This is a genomic window from Tautonia marina, from assembly GCF_009177065.1.
GTDB lineage: Bacteria > Planctomycetota > Planctomycetia > Isosphaerales > Isosphaeraceae > Tautonia > Tautonia marina.
In genome coordinates this window covers 62427-83776 of sequence record NZ_WEZF01000019.1, presented here as the reverse complement: position 1 = coordinate 83776, position 21350 = coordinate 62427, and the positions used below count along the sequence as shown (strand labels likewise).

The following is a 21350-nucleotide window of genomic DNA, read 5'->3' as shown; positions in this document are numbered from 1 at the left end:
GGATGCAGGCAATCGTACTGGCAGGTGGCAAGGGAACCCGGCTCCGCCCCTTCACGCACGTCTTCCCGAAGCCGCTCATGCCGTTGGGAGAGCGCGAGCCAATGCCGATTCTGGAGGTCGTCCTCCGCCAGCTCGCACGGCACGGCTTCCATGATGTAACCATCATTACCGGATATCTGACTGAGTTGATCGAGGCTTTCTGCGGCAACGGCCGTCGCTTCGGCACCTCGATCGACTATCAGCGCGAGGTCACTCCGCTCGGCACCGCGGGCGGTTTGGTCCTGGTCGATCGGCCAAAGGAACCCGTTCTCGTCCTCAACGGCGACATCCTCACGACACTCGACTTCTCGGCAATGGCCAGTTTCCACCGCTCGCAAGGGGCCAAAGCAACCATCGCCTCGTTCCCTCGAACGGTGCGGATTGATTTCGGCGTCCTCGAATTCGCCAACGATCCGCATGTGCTGGCTGGATACCGCGAGAAGCCCGAATTCTCGTTTCAGGTGAGCATGGGTCTTTATATGCTCGACCCTGTGGCCTGGGATTTTCTCGCCCCCGGCCGCGAGCTGACCATGCCCGACCTGCTGGAACAGATGCGCGCCGCCGGCCATCCCGTGCACTGCTTCCGCCAGGACTGCACCTGGCTCGACATCGGCCGCCACGACGACTACGCCGCCGCCAACGAGATGTTCGAGGCCCGCCGCCCCGAGTTCCTCGGCCTTCCCGACCGACCCCGGCTCAAGATCGGATGACCCCGACGATGACCCTTGCCCTCTGCTTCCTCGCCGTCGTCCTGGCCTACCTCATCGGGTCGATCCCCTTCGGCTACCTCGTGGCCAGGGGGGTCAAGGGGATCGACATTCGCACCGTCGGTTCCGGAAACGTCGGCGCCACCAATGTTGGTCGCATTCTCGGATTTCGTTATTTTGTTCTGGTGATGATGCTCGACCTGCTCAAGGGGCTGGGGCCGACCCTCGGCTTCCCGCTGCTGGTCGAGGCGATCACCGGCCGGGCGGTTCCCGTCCTGTCGGTCCCGGTTGCCCTGGCGGCGATCCTCGGGCACAACTTCTCTGCCTTCCTCCGCCTCCGAGGTGGCAAGGGGGTGGCCACCAGCCTCGGCGCGGTCATCGCGCTCGACCCCGTCGCCGCCCTGGCCGCGGCGGTGGGCTTCGTCATCGTTCTGGTCATCACCCGATATGTGTCGATGTCTTCGATCCTTGGCGGGACGGTCTTCGTGATGGTCCACTTTGCCAGGCAATCGCTACCGATGACCGCCTCGGATCTTCCCCTCGCCCTCCTGATCGTGGTGCTTTATCTCATGTTGATCTACCGCCACCGATCGAATCTTTCTCGCATCCGCGCCGGCACCGAGTCGAAGGTCAGCTTCGGCAAACGCTCGTCCGATCGCGACGGCCGCGCCTGGCCGATTCTCCTGGCCGTGGTCGTGCTGCTCGGCGGAGCCTCGCTGGGTGCCTCGACCCTGCTCGACGCCGACCGACGCGCCCCGTCCCTTCGCCTCGGCTCGGCCGAGCTAACTGAGGTCGCGCGTTTCCGCACCGGACATCAACGCGCCGGTGCGCTGGCGTTCGCCGATGAAGGCCGCCTGCTCGTCGTTGCCTGTCCGCGTTACAATCGCCTCGTTCTCTTTCAGATTGACGAACATGATAACGTGTCGTTGACAAATGATCTTCTGCTTCACGGCCGTCCCGTTGCGGTTTACGAAGAGGGGGATCGGCTGTTCGTACTGCAACGTCCCACCGGCGACGACCGGCATCTGGAGGCCGGCTACTGGGAAGCCTTCTCGCACGCCGGCGAGCCGCTCGGCTCGAAATTCCGGATCGGCTGGGACCCGGACGACTTCACCTTCAGCCCCGACGGTCGCCTAGCGTACGTCCTCACCTCCGGGCGTTCCGAAGGAGGAGACGAGAGCAAGCCCGCCCCGGCCCTGGTGGTCGTCTCGGTCGGTGATTCCACGGAGGAGCATGAGATCGTTGCTCAGCTCGAATTTCTCGAACCCAACGACGACCCCGAGCGGATCATTCTGTCCGACTCCGGTCGGTTTGCCGCCGTCGTCCTGGGCCAATCGCAAACCATCGCCTGCGTCGATCTTTCCGACTCGACCGCTCCCGTGATCACCGGCCGCGTTCCGCTAGCCACTCGAGAGGTTCCGTACCTCTCTGCCACGCCCATCGACGACGATGAAATTCTCATGCCCGTCGCTTCCAATCGTGATACGCTTTTGATTCCCGAGCCTCCCGGGACCGATGGCCCCTTGCTCGTGACTACCCTACCGTACGGCTCGGCACTCGAACTGGTCCACGGTCGCCACCGTCGGGCGGTCGGTCAGCTTCCCTTGAAAGGCCCCTTGAACTTCGGCACGATCATTCCGATCGGCCTGGCCTACAGCGCCGATCGTGGGCTCCTGGCCATCTCCGATCGTTCCGGAGGGGTCCGACTCGTCTCCTTCCGCGACCAGCAGGCCGATTCCCTCGCCTCGGCAGCGAATCCGACCTCTGAGACGCCAACCCGTTGAGGGGCTTCGTTCCCTTCTCTCGGCGGTACCCATCGCGTCCCTTTCCGACTACACTGGATGAGGAATCACGACGCAGGGATTTCGAATGCGGGGAAGACCTCCATCCTCCCCGCAGCCCGAGAGGCTCACCCATGCGGGACGACTGGCCCGGGACGCTTGACGACCCCGGAGGCGATGCGCTCCGGGGTCGTTCTCGCCTGCAACCCCCTCGTTTTTGCCCCGGATGCGCCAGGCCGAGACGCGCGAACCACGCCGACCTCTGCCCCGAGTGCGGCGACCGGCTTCAGCCGCAGGGGTATTGCACTGTCTGCGAATCCTTCTGGCCCCTTCCGGCCGACGCTCCCTGCCCGAAGCACGATCTGCCCCTCGCCCACGAACCTCCCGAGCCGTTGCTTACCCTGGCCGACCACCAGCCGATCGACTGGGTCACCGTCGGCTCGTTCCCGCTTCCCTTTCAGGCCGAAGCCGCCCGCATTCGACTCGACGCCGAGGCCATTCCCACCCTCATCGACGGCCACCGCATGGCCTCTCACGGCTATCACCTCCTCTCCGGAGGCATCCGCCTTCAGGTCCCTCGCGCCCTGGCGCAGGACGCCCGCATTATCCTGTCGCAATCCTGGTCCGTTCCCGCCGACGACGAGGACGAGGATGACGACGACTGGGACGAACCAGCCCGGTCGATCGACCCGAGTTCCGACATCACCGACTGGCGATCAACCCTGGTCTTCTGGGGAGTCGTGCTGTCGCTTCTGGTGGTCGTCGGGGGCCTCATCGGCCTCATTCGATCCTGAATTGCACGAGGATCTCTCGCCATCGGTCCGAGTCGCCCGACCTCTCCTTCCTTGTCGATCCCGCGCGGAGCGACTCGACAATCCTCGCCGCATCGGTCATGCTGGAATTCTGTTGAACACCACGGCGAGCGTCATCGTCCTCGATTCCACCGAGCCCCGTGTCGTTGGAATCGATTGATCGTTTTTTCACGGGCTCGCTTGCTCGCCCGCCCGCGCCGGAGGCACCGACCGATGCAGCCGATCCTCCCCGCTCGATTCGTCCTGCCTGCCACCCTTTCCCTTCTGCTGCTCCCGGCCTCCGTTCCCCTGCACGCCCAGGATGCAAACGACCCGAACGACCCGCGATCGGTCGCCTTTTTCGAGACGCACATCCGGCCGATCCTCGTCGAGCGTTGCGTCTCCTGCCACGGTCCCGACCAGCGCAAGGGGGGGCTTCGCCTCGACTCGAAGGCCGCCGTCTTCGACCTTGGCGGCGATTCCGGCCCTCCCATCGAGCCCGGCGATCCGGACGCGAGCCTGCTCATCGAGGCCATTCGCTACGACTCCTTCGTGCAGATGCCCCCCTCGTCGAAACTGCCCGACGCCGAGATCACCCGGCTCACCGACTGGATCGCCCAGGGAGCCGTCTGGCCCGACGAGGCCGCCCCGAGTGGAGCCGCCGCCGCCCCCAGCCCGGCCGACCCCTTCGACCTCGCCGCCCGAGCCTCGCACTGGAGCCTCCAGCCGATCGCCGATCCCCCCCTTCCCGCCGTCGATCGGACCGACTGGCCCCGCAACCCGATTGACCGCTTCCTCCTTGCTCGCCTCGAAGCCGAGGGACTTGCGCCTGCTCCCGAGGCCGAGCGCCACACCCTGATCCGCCGCGCCTCGATCATCCTGACCGGCCTTCCCCCCACCCCCGAACAGCTCCGCGCGTTTCTTGACGACGACGCGCCCGACGCCTTCGATCGCCTCGTCGATCGCCTCCTGGAATCCCCCCAGTACGGCGAACGCTGGGCGCGACACTGGCTCGACCTCGTTCGCTTTGCTGAGACCTCGGGCCACGAGTTCGATTACGACATCCTCACCGCCCACCGCTATCGCGACTACGTCATCCGATCCTTCAACAACGACGTCCCTTATGATCAGTTCGTCGTCGAACACCTCGCCGGCGATCTGCTCGACGATCCCCGCCGCCATCCCGACACCGGCACGAATGAGTCAATCCTCGGAACGATGGCTTATTTCTTCGCCGAGGGAACACACTCGCCGGTCGACGTGACCGAGGAAATGCGCACGCGCGTTGATAACCAGATCGACGTCCTGAGCAAGACCTTCCTCGGCCTGACCGTCGCCTGTGCCCGCTGCCACGACCACAAGTTCGACGCCATCACCACCCGCGATTACTACGCCCTTGCCGGCCACTTGCAAAGTACCCGCCATCAGTACGCCGTGATCGACGCCCCCGAGGTCTTCGATACCCCCCTGACCGAGCTGGACGCCCTTCGCAACGCCCTCGCCGCCGAGGCCGAGCCTCCGGCCCCGCGACGAGCCCCCTCTCCCCCTCCTCGCAGCGGCGACACCCTGTTCGAAGACTTCTCCTCGTTCGCCTCCTGGTTCCCCTCCGGTCACGCCTTCGGCCCCCGTCCCACCCGATCCGGCGACGTGACGGTCGACCCCGACGGCAACCTCCTGCTCCTGGGTCCCGGCTGGGCTCAGAGCGGCGCGATAGCCCCCGGCCTGGTCGGCGTGCTTCGATCGAAGACCTTCACCATCGATCAGCCTTATGTTCACCTGCTCGTTTCCGGGACATCCGGGCGTGTCAATCTGGTGATCGATGGCTTCGAGAAAATTCGGAGCCCCATCTACGGCGGCTTGACCCGCGCCGTCAATCACGGCGACGAGCCCCGATGGCTCACACTCGACGCCTCCATGTGGCTTGGCCATCTCGCCTACCTTGAACTGGCCGATGGCGCCTCGTCCGACTACACCGGCGCGACCTCGTCCCTCATTCCGGGCGATGGACACCTTGCGGTTGGCCGGATCCTCCTGTCCGATCACCGCGAACCCCCGGTCATCCCCCCCACCGCCGCCACCGGACCGATCCTGGGCCGAATCCCTCGCGCCTCGCTTTCCGACGACGCCTCCTCGCTCGTCAACCGATACCTGGAGATCACCGCCTCCCTTCCCGAACCGACCCTCGCCCTCGCCGCCGCCGACGGAACCGGCATCGACGTGCCGGTGCACATCCGGGGCAGTGCGAAGAACCTTGGCTCGGTCGTCCCCCGCGCCTTCCTCGAAGTCCTGGGGGACGAGGCCCCCGACCGCCTGACCCTCGCCCGACGCATTGCCGACCCAGCCAACCCCCTCACCGCTCGCGTGCTGGTCAACCGCCTCTGGGCGCACCACTTCGGCCGCGGCCTCGTCGCCTCTCCCGACGACTTCGGCGTGATGGGCTCCCCTCCTTCGCATCCTGAGCTGCTCGACTGGCTTGCCTCCGAGTTCATCCGCTCCGGCTGGTCGATCAAACACATGCATCGGCTCCTCATGACCTCATCCGCCTTCCGGATGTCCAGCCACCCCCGATCCGAAGCCGACACCATCGACCCCGACAACCTGTTGCTCCATCGCGCCAACCTTCGCCGTCTCGACGCCGAGGCCCTGCGCGACACCATGCTGTTCCTCTCCGGACGCCTTGATGCCACCCTCTACGGCCCCAGTGTTCCCACCCATCTGACTCCCTTCATGGAAGGCCGCGGACGCCCCCGCGAATCCGGCCCGCTCGACGGAAGCGGACGCCGAAGTCTTTATTTGAACATTCGTCGCAACTTCCTTTCCCCCTTCCTCCTCGCCTTCGACTTTCCCAAACCCGCCACCACCCGAGGTCGGCGCGATTCCTCCAACGTTCCCGCGCAGTCCCTCGCCCTGATGAACGATCCCTTCGTCCTCGACCAGGCCCACCGCTGGGCCGACCGCGCCACCGCCGATTCCTCCCTCTCTCCTGACGCCGTGGTCGAAACCCTCTACCTCGCCGCCTTCTCCCGCCCCCCCACCGACGCCGAACGCTCCCGCGCTCTTGCCTTCCAGTCCTCCTCCTCTTGGGCCGACCTCTGCCACGCCCTTTTCAACGCCAAGGAATTCCTCTATCTCGACTAACCTTCCGGCCCCCTCTCCCCGCGGGCGGGGAGAGGGCTGGGATGAGGGGGCCCCCAGCCTTGCACCATCGCCCCAGGGCCATCCACTCAACGCTCAACACGCGAACGACTGTTGATCCGATTTGCCCCTCGATCCTCCCTTGCCGACCGCCGCCGATTGGAGACTCGCCATGAGCCGCCTTGCCTCTCCCCTCTCACGTCGAGCCCTGCTTTCCCGCGGCGCCAACGGCTTCGGTGCGCTGGCGCTCACTTCCTTGCTCACCGACTCCGCCTTCGGTTCCCTGCTCGCCCCCTCAACCGAAACTGACACCAATCGCCCGGCCACCACCCTCCATCACCCACCGAAGGCAAAAAGCGTCATCTTCCTCTACATGGACGGCGGCCCCTCCCAGGTCGATACCTTCGACCCCAAGCCCCGCCTCACCCGAGAGCACGGTCAACCCATCCAGACCCGCGTCGAACCGACCCAGTTCAACGACGTCGGCGCCGTCCTCGGCTCTCCCTGGGCCTTCCGCCGTCGAGGAGAGAGTGGCATTCCCGTCAGCGACCTCTTTCCCCACGTCGGATCATGCGTTGATGATCTGGCGATCATCCGATCGATGGTCTCGAACTTTTCGGAACACACCAACGCCAACTATTTCCTTCACACCTGTCACGGCCAGCAAGGGCGTCCGAGCGCCGGTTCGTGGATTACCTACGGCCTCGGCTCCGAAAGTCAGGATCTCCCCGGCTTCGTCGTCCTCAACGGCGGCCTCATCCCCCCCGGCGGGCTCGACTGCTTCGGCAACGGCTTCCTCTCCGCCTCCTATCAGGCCTCGATCCTCAAATCCGGCGACCGGCCGCTCGCCAACATCGCCCCCGCCGACGACTCCCTCGACGTCCAGCGCCGCAAGCTCGATCTCATCCGATCGATGGATCGTGACCTGCTCACCCAAATCGGTGAACACGACGCCATCGAATCCGCCATCGCCAACGCCGAGCTTGCCTTCCGCATGCAATCGGCAGTTCCCGAGCTGACCGACCTCTCCGGCGAGTCTCCCGCCACCCTTCGACTCTACGGCTTCGACGCGCCGTATCCCGCCACCCAGTCCTACGCTCGCCAGTGCCTCCTGGCCCGCCGCCTCGTCGAGCGCGGCGTCCGCTTCATCGAGCTGACCTGCCCCGGCGTCGGCCACGACCGCTGGGACCAGCATTCCAATCTCAAAAAGGGTCACGAGGACAACGCCCGAGCCGTCGATCAACCCATTGCCGCCTTGCTCCGCGACCTCAAAGCCCGTGGCCTGCTCGACTCCACCCTCGTCGTCTGGGGCGGCGAGTTCGGCCGCACCCCCATGGCCCAGGGCACCAACGGCCGCGACCACAACCCCTTCGGCTTCACCATGTGGCTCGCCGGCGGTGGCATCAAAGGGGGCACCATCCACGGCGCGACCGACGATTACGGCTACCACGCGGTGGAGAACAAGGTCGAGATCTACGACCTCCACGCCACCATTCTCCACCTGCTCGGCATCGACCACACCCGCCTCACCTACCGCTTCAGCGGCCGAGATATGCGCCTGACCGACGTCCACGGCCACGTCGTCCACCCCATTCTGGCCTGACCCGTCGATTTCGCTCAGCATCGATCGACTTCCAGGCATCTTTCGTGGAATCAGCAATGAACACCTTCTTGAGACTCACCTGTTCGCTCTCCCTTCTGATCCTCCTGGTCGGCTGCGGCTCTGAGCCGTCCGACCCCACCTCCGACACCCCCTCCTCGACGACCGCCGACCCCGCAACCGCTGCTTTCCGTCAAGAGGCCCGCGCCCTGACCAAATCCTTCGCCGAATCCCTGAAAGCCGAGCTTTCCGCCGCCATGACCGAGGGCGGCCCCGCCTTCGCCATTCCCGTCTGCTCCGAAAAAGCCCCCGCGATCGCCGCCGACGCCTCTGCCGACGGCCTGACCATCCGCCGCATCGGCACCCGCGTCCGCAACACCGCCACCAACACCCCCACCGACGCCGAGCGTGCCGTCCTCGACCGCCTCACTGACCAGTCCCCCGAATTTGTCGGTGAGCTTGATGGCTCACTCACCTACATACGTGTCATTTACATTCAAGAAGCCGTTTGCCTCAACTGCCACGGCTCCCCCGAGGTTCTCCACCCTGACGCCCCCGCTCTGCTCGCCGAACGTTACCCCGACGACTCCGCCACCGGCTACGCCCTCGGCGACAAGCGAGGCGCATTCGTCGTCAAACCCAGCTCACCGGCTCCTGACACCCCATGAGCTCGACCGTTCGACCGTTTGAAGAACGGCTGGTCTCGTTAGGACGTCAACGCAACAACACCGCAGAGAGAAGCAACGCCCCGAGCGCGAATGCTCCGATCGCAAACAACTTGCCATGCCGAATCAGCCGTGGCATCACCCGCTCTGCAAACCGGCGATGCCATCTCCAGGGCAGGAGCAGCAATCCCATCGCCGTGAGCACCATTAGCCATCCAAAGACCCGGAACACCGCTGGGAACGTCATCAGCGGTGAGAAGATGATGATTCCCGCACCGGCGATCATGCGAAGCACCTGCTCGGCCACATGGACGCGAGCAGACCGTGCGAAGGCCATCAGAAACGCCTCGGCGCGACCAGGGGCTACGAGGATCGCTCCCGCCAAACCGATCAGCCAAAGGCCGAAGATCACGACGATTGCCCCCGCGATGCTGATCATAGCGTCGTTCACGAGATTCTAATAACCGTTTCTATGTTCTATTGATCGCTCCTGCCAATCTTCCGCTCAACCTGCACCGCCAGAATGGCTCCCAGCACCAGCCCTCCAAAAAGACTCAGCGGGAACAGCCACATCATCCACTCGCCCGGTAAATCGAAATTGAACATCAGGGCCGCAAACCCCACAAATCCTCCGAAGAACCCGAGACAAGCTCCGGCAATTCCGACCAGAACCCGTCGTTGCAAGCGCTGCTCGTTCTCCTTGGCGACTTTGTCCCGAACCGCCACCGTACTGAGCAACGGCACCCCGAGAAACTCCGCCAGCGTCACCCCCGTCTCCGCGGTCCAATCCCGATCCGAGTGGTTTGACAACCCCAGCCGACTCACCGTCTCCCCGTCACGTACTAGGTTCAGTTGATAGCTCGTGTACCCTCCGCCTCCACCGTTCGAGCCCGGGTGATACCCTCCTTCCACCACCTGGACCGCGAGAATCTCATCCAGGGGCCTGGGTTCCGTCCTGACCAGCGATCGGAAGTGGACCACGCCTTCCTCCCGATCGAACACCACCCGCCGACTCGCCGCCACCATCACCAGGCCAATCACCAAGAACACACCTCCCACCAGGAACGCAACGGCGGGATTTTCGTCACCTCCCGAAAGCGCAAACCCCATCACCAACCCACCGATTCCAAATCCGACAAAGACCCCTTGAAAGAGTCGAATATCTCGACTTGCCCCAATCTCCAACTGGTTCGGCCCCCTGACCCTCATCCGTGTCGTGCGGAAATTCGCTGCCGGTCGATCCAGCGGCGTCGTCTTAATCTCCATCCCTTGCGGCAATTCCCGAAGCGAATCAGCCATTCCGTCCCCCTCAAACCTTCGTTTCGACCGTTGTCGAAGACAGGCATCCTTTCTCCGAGGACATTGACATTCCTTCGAGGGACGCTCTCTCGCCAAGCAAGGCCATGCCAACCGCCCCTCTCCCCTCCTTCCTCGCCTCCCATCCGTGTTTCATCTGTGCGCCCCTTTCCGGCTGAGCCATTCTCCCGGCCGACGCTAGCTAGCGATCCAACCTGCTTCCGGTCTTGCTTATTGACATTCTGTCCAGCAGACCTTGAGCAAGACCCGAGTGCTCCGGGGCTGGGTTGTCTGATGGAGCAGGGTTCTCGCCGCGTGTCTGACACGGTATCTCCCCTTGTCCCACTCCCGATTCACAGAGCGAAGGAGACGGAACCCCACCCTCTCTTCCAACGATTGAGGGAGAGGGTGGGTGAAGACCGGATCCGGGAGCCGATCGGCGGGCAGACCACGGCGGACACGCGGGAAGCCCTTGCTTGACCACGACCGAAGAGGCGTGGACCGAACTCAGTCGACCACCTTCGGCCACGGCCCGTCATGCCCGAGCGCCTCGGCCAGTTCCGAGGCCCACTCATACGCCGCCGGGTCCGTCTCGTCGTCGACGGTCACCGGCCTCGGGTAGAGGAGGCCGAGGGCCTGCGACGGCTGCAGGATCCGATCGAGGTTCAGGAAGATCGGCCCCTCGCGATATGAGGAGGGTAAGGCCCGGAGCCGGACGTGAGCGACCTCCGGCTCGAAGACCGCTGCCCACAGCGCGATCGGGGCCTCGGACTGTGCGGCGGTCAGGTGGACCGGCACCCCGACCAGCCCAGGGAGTTCGCCGACGGCGGCGATCGCCCGTCGGAGGTCCCAGACGCGCATCCCGTCGAGGGACTGGCCGATCAGGGTGAAGCGGCGGCGGAGGTGTGTCTCCTTCGACTCGGGCCAGGCGGTCGTCCCGGAACCCCTTGGGCAGACGAAGACGATCGGGGCCGACGGGTCCTGTTCGCCGGCGATGATCCGGTAATGGAGGAGCCAGTCGGCCGGTTCCATCGAACCTTCGGGCACATCTTCCCCCTCCGTCACCGGCCCGAGAGCGGTCACCATTGGCCTGGCCAGTTCATCGGGGAGCACGATGAGGTTAACCCGGCCTGGCTGCTCTCGGCGGCTCGCCTCGCTCAGCATCCAGAGGTCGAGCCGAACGCCGGGCTGCGAGGTGAAGGCGACCCGATGGATCATTACGCCGTCGCACTCGGCCGCCGACACCAGCTCCTCCTCCAACGGGTCGGTCTCCTCCTCGGAGGGCCAGCCACCGAAGACCTCCGACCGCAGTTGTTCAAGCCATGCCGATTTGAGCGGCTCCCACTCCTCGGCCGAGTCGGGCACGGGGGGAGCCGAAGCCTTTGACACAAACGACTCGTCGATCCGGGCGTTGAGGGCGTCGGCGGGAATCGGCTCATCGACGTCGAGGACCTTGAGTTCCTCGATCGGGATTCGCCGATCCGGCTCCTCGATGGTGCTCGGATCGGTCGGTTCCCTCTTGAGCCAGGTGTTCATGAAGGCAAACGATGGGTGACGAATCTCGACCGTATCCTGGTGCCCTCCCTCGCCGATGACCAGGCCGAGACGTTCGGAGGCGTCGTACCACTCATAAACGGTTTCGAGCGTGTCATAGATGCGGCGGATGCCGGGAACGGGGAAGATGGGATCGGCGTCGGTATTCTCGACGAGCAAGGCCTTGGGGGCGACCAGGGCGGCCAGGACGTCGAAGTCCCAGGCGTCGGTGTTGACCATGTACATGCAGTCGCAATGCCCCTCGATCACCCCGTTCGGATGGGCACCGGTCGGCCCTCCTTTGATCAGGTGGTCCTTCAGATCGGTGATGCCGGCCACGGGAATGACGGCCGACAGGCGATCATCGACGGCACCAAGATACCAGGAAATCGCCCCGCCCCCCGATCGGCCGGTTACGCCCAGGCGATCCGGGTCGACCTCGGGCCTCGACTGGAGGTAATCCAGCCCCCGGATCCCGTTCCAGACCTCGATCCCGGCCGGCGTGTACCCGCGCGACTGCCACCACCACTTCCCCTCGCGATAGGTTCCATGATGCAGGCCAGGAATCTCTCCGAGTTGCAACGTATCGACAAGAAGGCACACGTAGCCATTGGCTGCGTACCAGGCCGCGTGGTGCTGGTAGTGGGCTTTGCAGCCGTAGATTACCCCGTCTCGAACCACGTTCGCATGGCCGCAGACGTAGAGGATTGCCGGCAAGGGCTCCTCGACCTCTTTGGGCCGGTAGAGGTTGGCCGTGACGTAGAGGCCGGGGGAGGACTGGTAGAGGATGCGTTCGACGACGAAATCAGGGCGCTTGACGATCCCGCGGACCTCGACCTTCAGGTCGGTTCGCTCGGGCATCGGGTCGAGGCCAAGCATCGACATCAGGCGAGCCTGCAACTGCGGTCGGCGGGCCTTCCAGGTTGCGGCATCGTCGATCCCGAGCAGCGGTTCGGCGGTGATCCGATCCACCTCAGCTGTGAAGAACTCGGCCAGTGGTTGATCCTGGGCGCGAACCGCTCCGGGCATTCCGAGCAGCAGCACGAACGAAAGGGCACACAGATGTCGATTCATGGGCGCGGTCCTCGCGGAGGCCGTGGGGAGGGAGGTTACCGGAGACCCATCTTAGCCGCTGTTGCTCGGCAGATCCCGCCTCAAGAAGATGACGAACGAGATGATCGAGCCGACCGCAAAGACCCCAACGAGAATCCCCAGGTCCGTCCATTGCTCTTGCGTCGGGCTGAGCGTATTGGCGACCGGGGCGTAGAACTGGAAGACCGAGAGGTTCGCCACCCAGTCGTATTCCTCATACTGCCGGGCGAAGATGATCCCGGCGATTCCGGTCAGGGTGATCGCCAGGCCGATGATGCCGGCCCGAGCCCGCGAAAGGCTTCCCGACGAAATGGGCAGCGTGTAGCCGAAGACGGCCATCCCCAGCGCGATCAGCGAGCCGATCATCGGTAGGTAGTCGATCGGGGGAGGCGTTCCATTGAGCCGATAGATCAAGCGAGTCGAGGCCAGATGACCGGCCGTGATGGCCAGGCCGAGCAGCGCGAAGACGATCAGCGTGGCCAGAATCTGCGCCGCCAGGAAGGTCGATCGGCGGATCGGCCGCGAAAGGGTCAGGTCGAGCGTCCCCCGCTCCACTTCCCCGGCCACGGCGGCCGAGGCCCTCGAAATCCCCCAGCCGAGCAGGGCCAGGAATACCAGGGGGTGGTTGGCGATGGCGGCCTGCATGGCCAGGGTCGGTGTTTCGCTCGGAGGGATGCCGAGCATCTGCTCCGCCGGGACCCCAAAAAAGACGTAGATTTGCGGCCCTGCCCGGCCCCGGCGTCGCTCGCGCCTCGGTTCGTCGGTCTCGGCTCCCTCGGAATCGGCCGAGACTGAAGCAGCCGGCTCGTCGGTGTCGGTCGGGAACTGGAACTCAGACATTCCCCAGTTCCAGAGCAAGGCCAGGCCGAAGAAGCCGAGCGTCGAGATGAGCAGCGACCCTCGGGTCTCTCCGAGCAGTTTGCGGACGATCGTCAGCAGGGCCATCATCGGTCCTCGGGATCGGGCTCGGGGTTGGGGCCGTGGTAGCGGTCGTACAGGGCACGGAGATCCTCGGTGCCGATGGCCAGGTCGGCCACTGGCTGCGACGCGAGCCAGCCAAGCAACGGGCCGGCCGCTCCTCGGTGTTCCAGGAGCAGGACCTCGCCGTTGCGTTCCCGGACTGAAAGTTCCAGTTCGTCGGGCAAGGCCGCCGGGGGAGCCCCCTGGAATCGGACGAGCAGGAGGCGAAGGTTTCGTCGGCGTTCGTGCATGTCTTCCACATGCATAAGCCGCCCTCGCCGCATGATCGCCACCCGGTCGGCCACCTGCTCAACCTCGCTGAGGACGTGGCCGGAAAAGATCACGGTCTGCCCCTGCGATCGGGCATCGGCCACCAGCCGGAGCACGTCGTTGCGGGCCGAGGGGTCGAGGGCCGAGGTCGGTTCGTCAAGAATCAGGATGTCGACCGGATCGGCAAACGCTTGCGCCAGGGCGAGCTTCTGCTTCATGCCGGTCGAGAAGGTGCGAACCTTGCGCCGCAGGTCGAGGCCCATCACCCGCTCGGCCAGGGCCACCGCGCGATCCATGCCAGCGCCGCCTCGGAGATTATTGAGGTAGCGGAGCAGTTGATACCCCCGAACCGAGCCCGGCAGGCGCACTTCTCCAGGGATGTAAGAAATGCGGCGGCGGACCTCCAGGCTGTGCCGCCAGCAGTCGAACCCATCGACACTTGCCGTTCCCGACGTGGGCCGCAGCAATCCGAGCAAGAGGCGAATGGTCGTCGTTTTCCCCGAGCCGTTCGGCCCGAGCAAGCCGTAGACCTCTCCCCGTCGGACCTCCATGGACACCTTCGACAGCGCCGGAAAGGCCCCGTAATGCTTCGTCAAACCCTCGGTCCGTATCATCCCCTGGTTGCACCCTTCAAGGTCCGATGCGATGAATCCCCTACCGGTCTTACCCCGGCGGGTTTCACCGAGGGCTCATCCTCAACCCCGCGACGCACTCGGAGCGAACGCTCGAGCGATCCCCTCCGATCGCTCGGCCCAAGGGCAATGCAAGGCACGATCGCGTCCGGAACTCCCTCCCTGCTCCGGGAGTCGTCGTCGCGAGGCCGTTCAACCGATCAGTGCATCCCCCTCCCGAGCACTTATCGCCAGCGGCGGTCGGGAGGGGGATGCGGCTTTGGGAGATTACTTTCCGCCGTCGAGGCAATCGGCCAGCTCTCGGAGGACGTCGGGAAGCGATCGAGGCCGCGAGAAGGCCTTGCCCCGACCGAGATACACGCGGTGCGGCTCGCCGGTTTCCTCTTCCGACTCGACCACGAGCCGACCGCCGGGGACGAGCGTATCGAGCACGGCGTTGATCAGGGCGAGCTTGGTGCGTTCCCACTCCTCCCCTTCGATGATCGGGGTTCGCGCGTAAGGCAGCGTCACGCCGGCCAGGTATCGGGCAATACTTGGCTGTTCCACGACCGAGGCGGCCACGGCCGCATGTTCCTTTAGCAGGACCGATCCCAGATAACATTCGCCGGGCGGGCAGGGCGGTTCCATCGTGCAGCGGCCGTCCGGATTGGTCTGGCACTGAGCCATGACGAGCTTCCTCGCACTTTCGTTGCGTTCGATCAAGATTCAAAGCGGATTCGCGCGACGGCCAATGCGGCCTCACTTCCGCATTCTCCCGCCTCGGAGACGACTCCGCAAGCCCGCCGTAAGCCAGTGACCCCACCGAGCGAGGCTGGTGCGCCGTGTGCCAGGTCGAACTGCGGTTTCCCGTCCCAGGGCTGGGCGGAAGCGAAAAAGCCCTCGGCGATCCCGAAGGGTCGGCCGAGGGCCTGTGGTTTTTCATCCGAAGCGACCTGCGAAGGGTGCGTCCGGTCTGAGTGGTGGTCAGCTTTGCGGCGAGGCCGTCTGGGCCGTCGGCGCGACCTGCGGGGTCGGGGCAGCGTAGGTCACCGGAGCGTAGGTCACGGGAACCATCACGGTCTTGGTCACGGGAACCTGCTTGACGATCTGTCGGGGAACTTTCTTGGTGATCGTCACGGGAACCTGTTCCGCAACCCGAACCGGCTTCATCCGGGTCTGCATCTCGGTGATCGGAACCTTCCGCTTGACGGTGGTCGTGACCGGAATTTGCTCGGGAATGCAGCGAGTCACCGGGACCATCTGCACCGAGCAATCCGGGGCGCAGTGTCCGTGCTTGCGGTGCTTGACCTTCGCCGGAACGTATTCGGTCACCTTGTGGGTCCGGGTCACCATCTTCGTGACGGGAACTTCCTCGATCACAAATCGCTTGACCGGAACTTCAACGGGAACGTGTTCCACGCGATATTGCGTCTTCATGACCGTGACCGGCACGCAGTCAAAGACCGTCTCGGTCACGTTGCAGTATGTTGTCACCGTTTGCGGAACCATCTGCACACACGGGGCAGCCGGCTGACCGCAACCATGACACGCCTCTGCCGTCTGCACCGCGGTCAAACCAAACACCGCGGCCGAGAGCACGAGGGCTCGACTCAACATCCGATGCATCGTCTCTGCTCCAAGATAATGGATGACCTGGCCATCCATGTCGGGGGGAGACCGCTGGTCGCCCATCCGTCCCAGATGTAGCAAATTCTCCAGGCGGTACAATTTTACTGTTACTACATTTCCGGGGGGAACGCAAGCAGCCAGAGGAGACGGCTCGTCGGCGGATTGTCGGCGATTCGACCGAAATTCCGCGATACCAACAGCCAAGGGCGATTGGACTGATCTGGTCGAATCGGTTGGTTTTTTCCGAGGAATTCTGTCGAGCGATCGGCCGGCGCGATTGGAGAGGTGTCACCCGTGGCCCCTTGTGCCCGGCCACGCGCCGGGGTATCGATGCGAAGGAGTGATCCGGTTTGCTCGTTGAGGAGACTCGCTAATGGTTCGGATCGTCCTTGCGGGAGTGGCCGTGCTGCTCTCGGTGTTGCCCGCCTCCGCACAATCGCTTCCCAGTACGTCCGCATGGGAAAATCGGGGCTCGACCGATGAGGCAGCCCAGGCCATGGTCGAGGGGTTGCATCGGTTCCTCGATCGGCAGACGGCGGCGAGCATCGAGCGTCGGGCGAGGCACTGGAACCGGGATTTCTCCAGCCCGGAGGCCTATGCTCGGTCGGTCGAGCCGAACCGGAAGCGGTTGGAGCAGATCGTCGGAGCGGTCGATTCTCGGGTCGAAGCGGTGGCCATGCACCTGGTCGGTACCACTGAGCAACCGGCCGAGATCGCCCGAGCCGAGGGATTCCGCGTCTTCACGGTTCGATGGGACGTTTTCCCAGACGTGCAGGCCGAGGGGCTGTTGCTCGAACCCGAGGGGGACGCGATCGCCAACCTCGTGGCGATGGCCGACTGCGATGTGACGCCGGAGGCGTTTGTCGGCCTGATCGACGGCGTGCCGCCGGAAGCCCAGGTGGCTCGTCTGCTGGCCGAAGCGGGATGCCGGGTGGTGGTTCCGGTCTTGCTTGATCGGTCGTCCACCTTCTCGGGCAACCCCGATGTGGCCATGACCAACCTGACCCACCGTGAATGGATCTGGCGGCAGGGGTTCGAGACGGGCCGCCACCCGATCGGCTACGAGGTAAACGCGGTTCGGGCCGCGATCGACTGGTTCTCCCGAGCCGATCAGCCCGCCTTGCCGATCGGCGTGGCCGGTCACGGCGAAGGAGGGCTCATCGCCCTGTACGCCGCCGCTCTCGACGATCGGATCGACGCCGCCTGGGTGGCCGGTTACTTCGGCAATCGTCAGGAGGTCTGGCGGGAACCGATCGCTCGGGACATTTGGGGCTTGCTCGATGAGTTCGGCGATGCCGAGATCGCCAGCCTGATCGCCCCTCGGGCCTTGATGATCGAACCCTGTCGAGGCCCGCAGGTGGACGGCCCGCCGCCGGTCAACGGCCGATCGTTGGCCGCCTCGGGAACGCTCAAGGCGATCGACAGGGAAGGGACGGTCAATGAATTTGCTCGATTGATCCGACTGACCGAGGATCTTGACCGTAAACGCTTCCGCATGGGCCCGGTTTCGAGCACGCAAACGCTCAACGTGGGGGATCTCGCGCGGCGGAGTTTTCTCGGCCTGCTGTTCGACCGAGAGGTTCGGGTCGATGATGGGCAAGAGGTTCCCGCGCCGGAATGGTTCGAGACGGCCCCCCTGCCCGATCCGGTGGCCCGTATGGGACGGTGGGTTCGGGCCCTCCAGGATCACACGCAGGAGTTGCTGCGCACCTCCGAATATCGCCGGGAGGCGAAATGGTCGCCGCTGGATCGGTCGTCTCCCGACGCCTGGCCAGGCGCGACGGACGCCTTCCGTGAAGCCTTCCGCGAGGAGGTGATCGGGCAGATTCCGGCCGCGACCGAGCCACTCGAACCGCGATCGATCAAGGTGCTCGATAAGGCCAACTTCGAAGGGTACGCCGTCGAGATCCCGGTCTTGCCCGACGTGGTCGCCTCGGGCATCCTCCTCTTGCCGAAAGACCTTGCCGAAGGGGAGCGGCGGCCGGTGGTCGTTTGCCAGCACGGGCTGGAAGGGACGCCGGACCCGATCGTGATTCCGGGGGTCGCCTCGCCGTACAACTCGTATGGCGCGGCCCTGGCCGATCTGGGTTACATCGTCTATGCACCTCAGAATCCGTACATCGGTCAGGACCGATTCCGGACCCTTCAGCGCAAGCTGCATCCGTTGAAGGCGTCGCTGTTCTCGGTCATCGTGCGCCAGCACGAGCGGACGCTCGAATGGTTGAACACCTTGCCGAACGTCGATCCCGAGCGGATCGCCTTCTACGGCCTTTCGTACGGCGGCAAGACGGCCATGCGGGTGCCGGCGCTGATCGACGGCTACTGCCTGTCGATTTGCTCGGCCGATTTCAACGAGTGGGTCGTCAAATGCACGAATCTCTATCGAACCCTGAGCTACCTGTACACGATCGAGTACGACATGTACGAGTGGGATCTTGCCTCCGGGTTCAACTATGCGGAAATGGCCGCCCTGATTGCCCCTCGGCCGTTCATGGTCGAGCGGGGTCACTCCGACGGCGTCGCGCCCGATGAGTGGGTCGCCTTCGAATTCGCGAAGGTGCGGCGGCTGTATGATACGCTCGGGATCGGTGATCGCTCGGAGATCACCTTTTTCAACGGCGGGCATCTGATCAAGGGCGAGGCCACGTTCGACTTCCTCGCCCGGCACCTCGACTGGCCTCGCGGCCGACGTTCTCTGGAGTCCTTGCAACCATGATGCGCTCGATGTTTCTGACGGGATGGCTCGCCGTGCTGGCCCTTGGTCCCGCAGCCTGGGCAGAAGACGGTTCGTTCCCCGTCGATTCGAATCTGAAGGCCGGGGTGGCCCGCGTGGACATCACGCCGGAGATGCCCGAGGGGGGGATGGACGTGGTCGGCCACCCTCGGCACGTCGAGGGGATCCGCGACCCGATCCGGGCCGAGGTCCTGGTGCTCGACGATGGCGAGACCCGCGCGGCGATTGTGACCTTTGACCTGCTCGGCGCCTGGTCGAGTCTGGTCGAGGCGACGCGATCGGCCGTTTCGGAAGCGGCCGGGGTGCCGAGCGATCAGATCCTCGTGGCCGCCTCGCACAACCATTCGGGACCAGGCTACACCCCTGGTTCTGCCTGGGCCGAGGAGGTGACGGCCAAGCTCAAGCAGGCCGCGAGCGAGGCGGCTTCGGGAATGCGGCCGGTGACGATCGGCTACGGTGAGGACGAGATTACCTTCAGCATCAACCGCCGCAAGGTGATCAACGGCCAGGCGGTCGTGCGGCTGAACCCGGACGGGCCGAATGATCGCCGCGTGAAGGTGCTTCGATTCGACGACGGCAAGTCGCTCACGCCGATGGCGGTGCTCATGCTGGGGGTCTGTCACCCCTGCTTCTTTACCTGGGGAGATGATGGCACTCCCCCCTACCCCAACGGCTACCCGAACATGAGCGCCGACTTCCCGGGAGAGGCCCGACGCTATATCGAAGCCGTTTACGGAGGGGAGACGACCGCGATGTTCCTTCAAGGGTGCGCGGGAGACATCCGGCCGAACCTCCCCGGCCTTCCCTACCGCTGTGCCGACGAGGCCGATATTCAGTGGGCCGGCCGCGATCTGGGAGGAGCGGTGGTGCGGGCCCTGTCGCGGAGTGTCGTGCGCGAACAGCTCAAGGTGCGGCCGTCGTATTACCGAATTCGATCCGCGCGCGAGGTGGTCGATCTGCCCGGCAAGCGGGAGCCGGTCCCCTCGGAGATGATGGCCCTGAAGATCGGGCCTTACCTGCTCTTGACCATGCCCGGCGAGCCGATGGTCGAGTTCGGGTTTCACATCGAAGGGCTGATTGCCGACCGCGCCGTGCCGCTGGTGGTCGGGTATGCGAACGGCAATATCGGCTACATCGCCACGGCGGCCGCCTATCCGGTCGGCGGTTACGAGCCGGAGATGTCTCCCCTGAGCCCGCAGGCTGAGGAGGTGATTTACACGACGCTCGACGATCTGGCCAACCAGGTCATCGGCGACGTCTTCCGGGTCTTCTCCAAGCGTGAGGAGGAGCAGGAGGACTGATCGGCTCGCGGCACGATCAGGTGTTTCTTCGCACCCGATGACCGTGATGTCCTGCGCATTGACATCCCACGAGCGGCGGCCCGACGTTCGGGTCGCCGCTCGGTGTTGATTTGGGTCAACATGAAACCGGCCGTTTGCACGATTTAAGCGTCCAGCGTGCCTCCGCTGCAGACTTGCATCCAATCAAGAGCGTCACCAAAGGGAACCCGGAGACGTAACAGAAGAAACGCATCGTCTTCGGGATTCTTTCTCGCCGGCTGCGCCGAGACGACCGTCGTTTGACGACGGCCGGCGTGGAACGTGCGCCTCGACGATGGGTTGACCTCTTTCTGAGTGGAGCATCTCTGGATGGATCGATCGATTTTCACCAGTCGCGGCTTGAAGATGTTGGGGGGTGTCGCGGTCTCGGCGCTGGCACTCGTGGTCTGCCCGATGGCTCGGGGCGATTCGATCGTGCTGTCGGCGGATCAGGCTGCCAGCACCGAGGGGCTTGGCTCGTTCTCCGGGGCGTTGCACTACTCGGCAATCGACGATCAGAACGCATCCTTGATCATTGACTTGACGAACACGATCGATTCGTCGCTGGGGGGCTATCTCACGCGGTTCGTGCTGAACAACCCGGGAGATGCGATTCAGGGGCTTGCGCTGACCGCCGCTCCCGATCATTTCAGCGCGTCGCTTGGGAGCAACGCGTTCGGACTCGAACCGTTTGGCCAGTTCGATCTTGAGGTGGGCATCGGGAACGGTCGGCCCCAGCGAGGTCTGGCGGCGGGCGAGTCGGGCCGCTTTGAGTTTGCGCTGGTGGGATCGGGATTGAACAGCCTGTCTGCCTCGTCGTTTTTGGAAACGCTCAGCGTTCCCCCCGGCAGCGGTGGGGGGCTGCGTTCCTTTGTGGTTCGCTTTCAGGCCATTCCGTTGGGAGCCGGCAGTGACAAGGTTCCGGCTCTGTTGGATCCGTCTGGCGACGAGACCGTGAATGTGGTGCCGATCCCCGAACCAGCCAGCATGCTCTCGCTGGCGATGGGCCTGGCCGGGGTCGGGTGGATGGTCCGCCGAGTTCACCGGGCTCGACAATCGAGTCCGAGCGGGATCGTGCCCGAGTGACGAGCGATGTGAGGTTCGGGGCGTTGGGTCGAGGGAACACCGATCAACCCTCGAGCCGATCTGCCCCGTTGCTTCAGGAGTCATCAGCGGGTCGTTGAGACA

16 protein-coding genes are annotated in these 21350 nt (G+C 64.7%); 9 read left to right on the top strand and 7 right to left on the bottom strand.

Translation table 11 applies throughout. The features are described 5' to 3' along the window. Nucleotides 1-2: 2 nt before the first annotated feature. From GA615_RS20790 to GA615_RS20765, 6 genes are all read left to right on the top strand, one after another. A complete protein-coding gene (locus tag GA615_RS20790) occupies nt 3-749 on the top strand; it encodes a nucleotidyltransferase family protein (RefSeq protein ID WP_152053251.1) in 747 nt (248 codons plus the stop codon). An 8-nt stretch (nt 750-757) separates the two neighbouring features. After that, on the top strand, nt 758-2530 hold the full coding sequence (plsY, locus tag GA615_RS20785) for a glycerol-3-phosphate 1-O-acyltransferase PlsY (RefSeq protein WP_152053250.1): 1773 nt from the start codon (nt 758-760) through the stop codon (nt 2528-2530). A gap of 131 nt (nt 2531-2661) precedes the next feature. Next, on the top strand, nt 2662-3321 hold the full coding sequence (locus GA615_RS20780; protein ID WP_152053249.1) for a hypothetical protein: 660 nt from the start codon (nt 2662-2664) through the stop codon (nt 3319-3321). A gap of 231 nt (nt 3322-3552) precedes the next feature. Further along, nucleotides 3553-6456 carry a PSD1 and planctomycete cytochrome C domain-containing protein gene (locus GA615_RS20775; protein ID WP_152053248.1) on the top strand — a complete coding sequence of 968 codons (2904 nt, stop codon included), beginning with the start codon at nt 3553-3555 and terminating at the stop codon, nt 6454-6456. A gap of 169 nt (nt 6457-6625) precedes the next feature. Further along, nucleotides 6626-8056, top strand: coding sequence for a DUF1501 domain-containing protein (locus GA615_RS20770; protein ID WP_152053247.1), 1431 nt, complete (start codon nt 6626-6628; stop codon nt 8054-8056). Nucleotides 8057-8112: 56 nt separating this feature from the next. Next, nucleotides 8113-8721, top strand: a complete 609-nt coding sequence (locus GA615_RS20765) for a Tll0287-like domain-containing protein (RefSeq protein ID WP_152053246.1) — start codon at nt 8113-8115, stop codon at nt 8719-8721. 46 nt (nt 8722-8767) lie between these two features. Here the strand turns inward: GA615_RS20765 and GA615_RS20760 are convergent, their stop codons facing one another. The 7 genes from GA615_RS20760 to GA615_RS20730 form a co-directional block, all read right to left on the bottom strand. Next, complete coding sequence (locus GA615_RS20760; protein WP_152053245.1) at nt 8768-9169, bottom strand: hypothetical protein; 402 nt, start codon at nt 9167-9169, stop codon at nt 8768-8770. Nucleotides 9170-9195: 26 nt separating this feature from the next. Continuing rightward, on the bottom strand, nt 9196-10017 hold the full coding sequence (locus GA615_RS20755) for a hypothetical protein (RefSeq protein ID WP_152053244.1): 822 nt from the start codon (nt 10015-10017) through the stop codon (nt 9196-9198). Between the two features lie 504 nt (nt 10018-10521). Next, entirely contained in the window at nt 10522-12621 is a 2100-nt protein-coding gene (locus tag GA615_RS20750) for an alpha/beta hydrolase family protein (RefSeq protein ID WP_152053243.1), read from the bottom strand. 51 nt (nt 12622-12672) lie between these two features. Then, a complete protein-coding gene (locus tag GA615_RS20745) occupies nt 12673-13587 on the bottom strand; it encodes an ABC transporter permease subunit (protein ID WP_152053242.1) in 915 nt (304 codons plus the stop codon). Continuing rightward, entirely contained in the window at nt 13584-14483 is a 900-nt protein-coding gene (locus GA615_RS20740) for an ABC transporter ATP-binding protein (protein ID WP_152053241.1), read from the bottom strand. Before GA615_RS20740 ends, GA615_RS20745 begins: the two co-directional genes overlap by 4 nt. Before the next feature lie 285 nt (nt 14484-14768). Beyond that, a complete protein-coding gene (locus tag GA615_RS20735) occupies nt 14769-15167 on the bottom strand; it encodes a hypothetical protein (RefSeq protein ID WP_152053240.1) in 399 nt (132 codons plus the stop codon). A gap of 297 nt (nt 15168-15464) precedes the next feature. Then, the gene (locus GA615_RS20730; RefSeq protein WP_152053239.1) at nt 15465-16106 is read right to left on the bottom strand and encodes a hypothetical protein; all 642 of its coding nucleotides are present in this window, start codon (nt 16104-16106) and stop codon (nt 15465-15467) included. 376 nt (nt 16107-16482) lie between these two features. Here GA615_RS20730 and GA615_RS20725 point away from each other — a divergent pair, with 376 nt between their 5' ends. From GA615_RS20725 to GA615_RS20715, 3 genes are all read left to right on the top strand, one after another. Next, nucleotides 16483-18825, top strand: coding sequence for a hypothetical protein (locus GA615_RS20725; RefSeq protein ID WP_152053238.1), 2343 nt, complete (start codon nt 16483-16485; stop codon nt 18823-18825). Next, a complete protein-coding gene (locus GA615_RS20720) occupies nt 18822-20144 on the top strand; it encodes a hypothetical protein (RefSeq protein WP_152053237.1) in 1323 nt (440 codons plus the stop codon). Before GA615_RS20725 ends, GA615_RS20720 begins: the two co-directional genes overlap by 4 nt. A gap of 348 nt (nt 20145-20492) precedes the next feature. Then, the gene (locus GA615_RS20715) at nt 20493-21248 is read left to right on the top strand and encodes a PEP-CTERM sorting domain-containing protein (protein WP_152053236.1); all 756 of its coding nucleotides are present in this window, start codon (nt 20493-20495) and stop codon (nt 21246-21248) included. Nucleotides 21249-21350 lie beyond the last annotated feature (102 nt).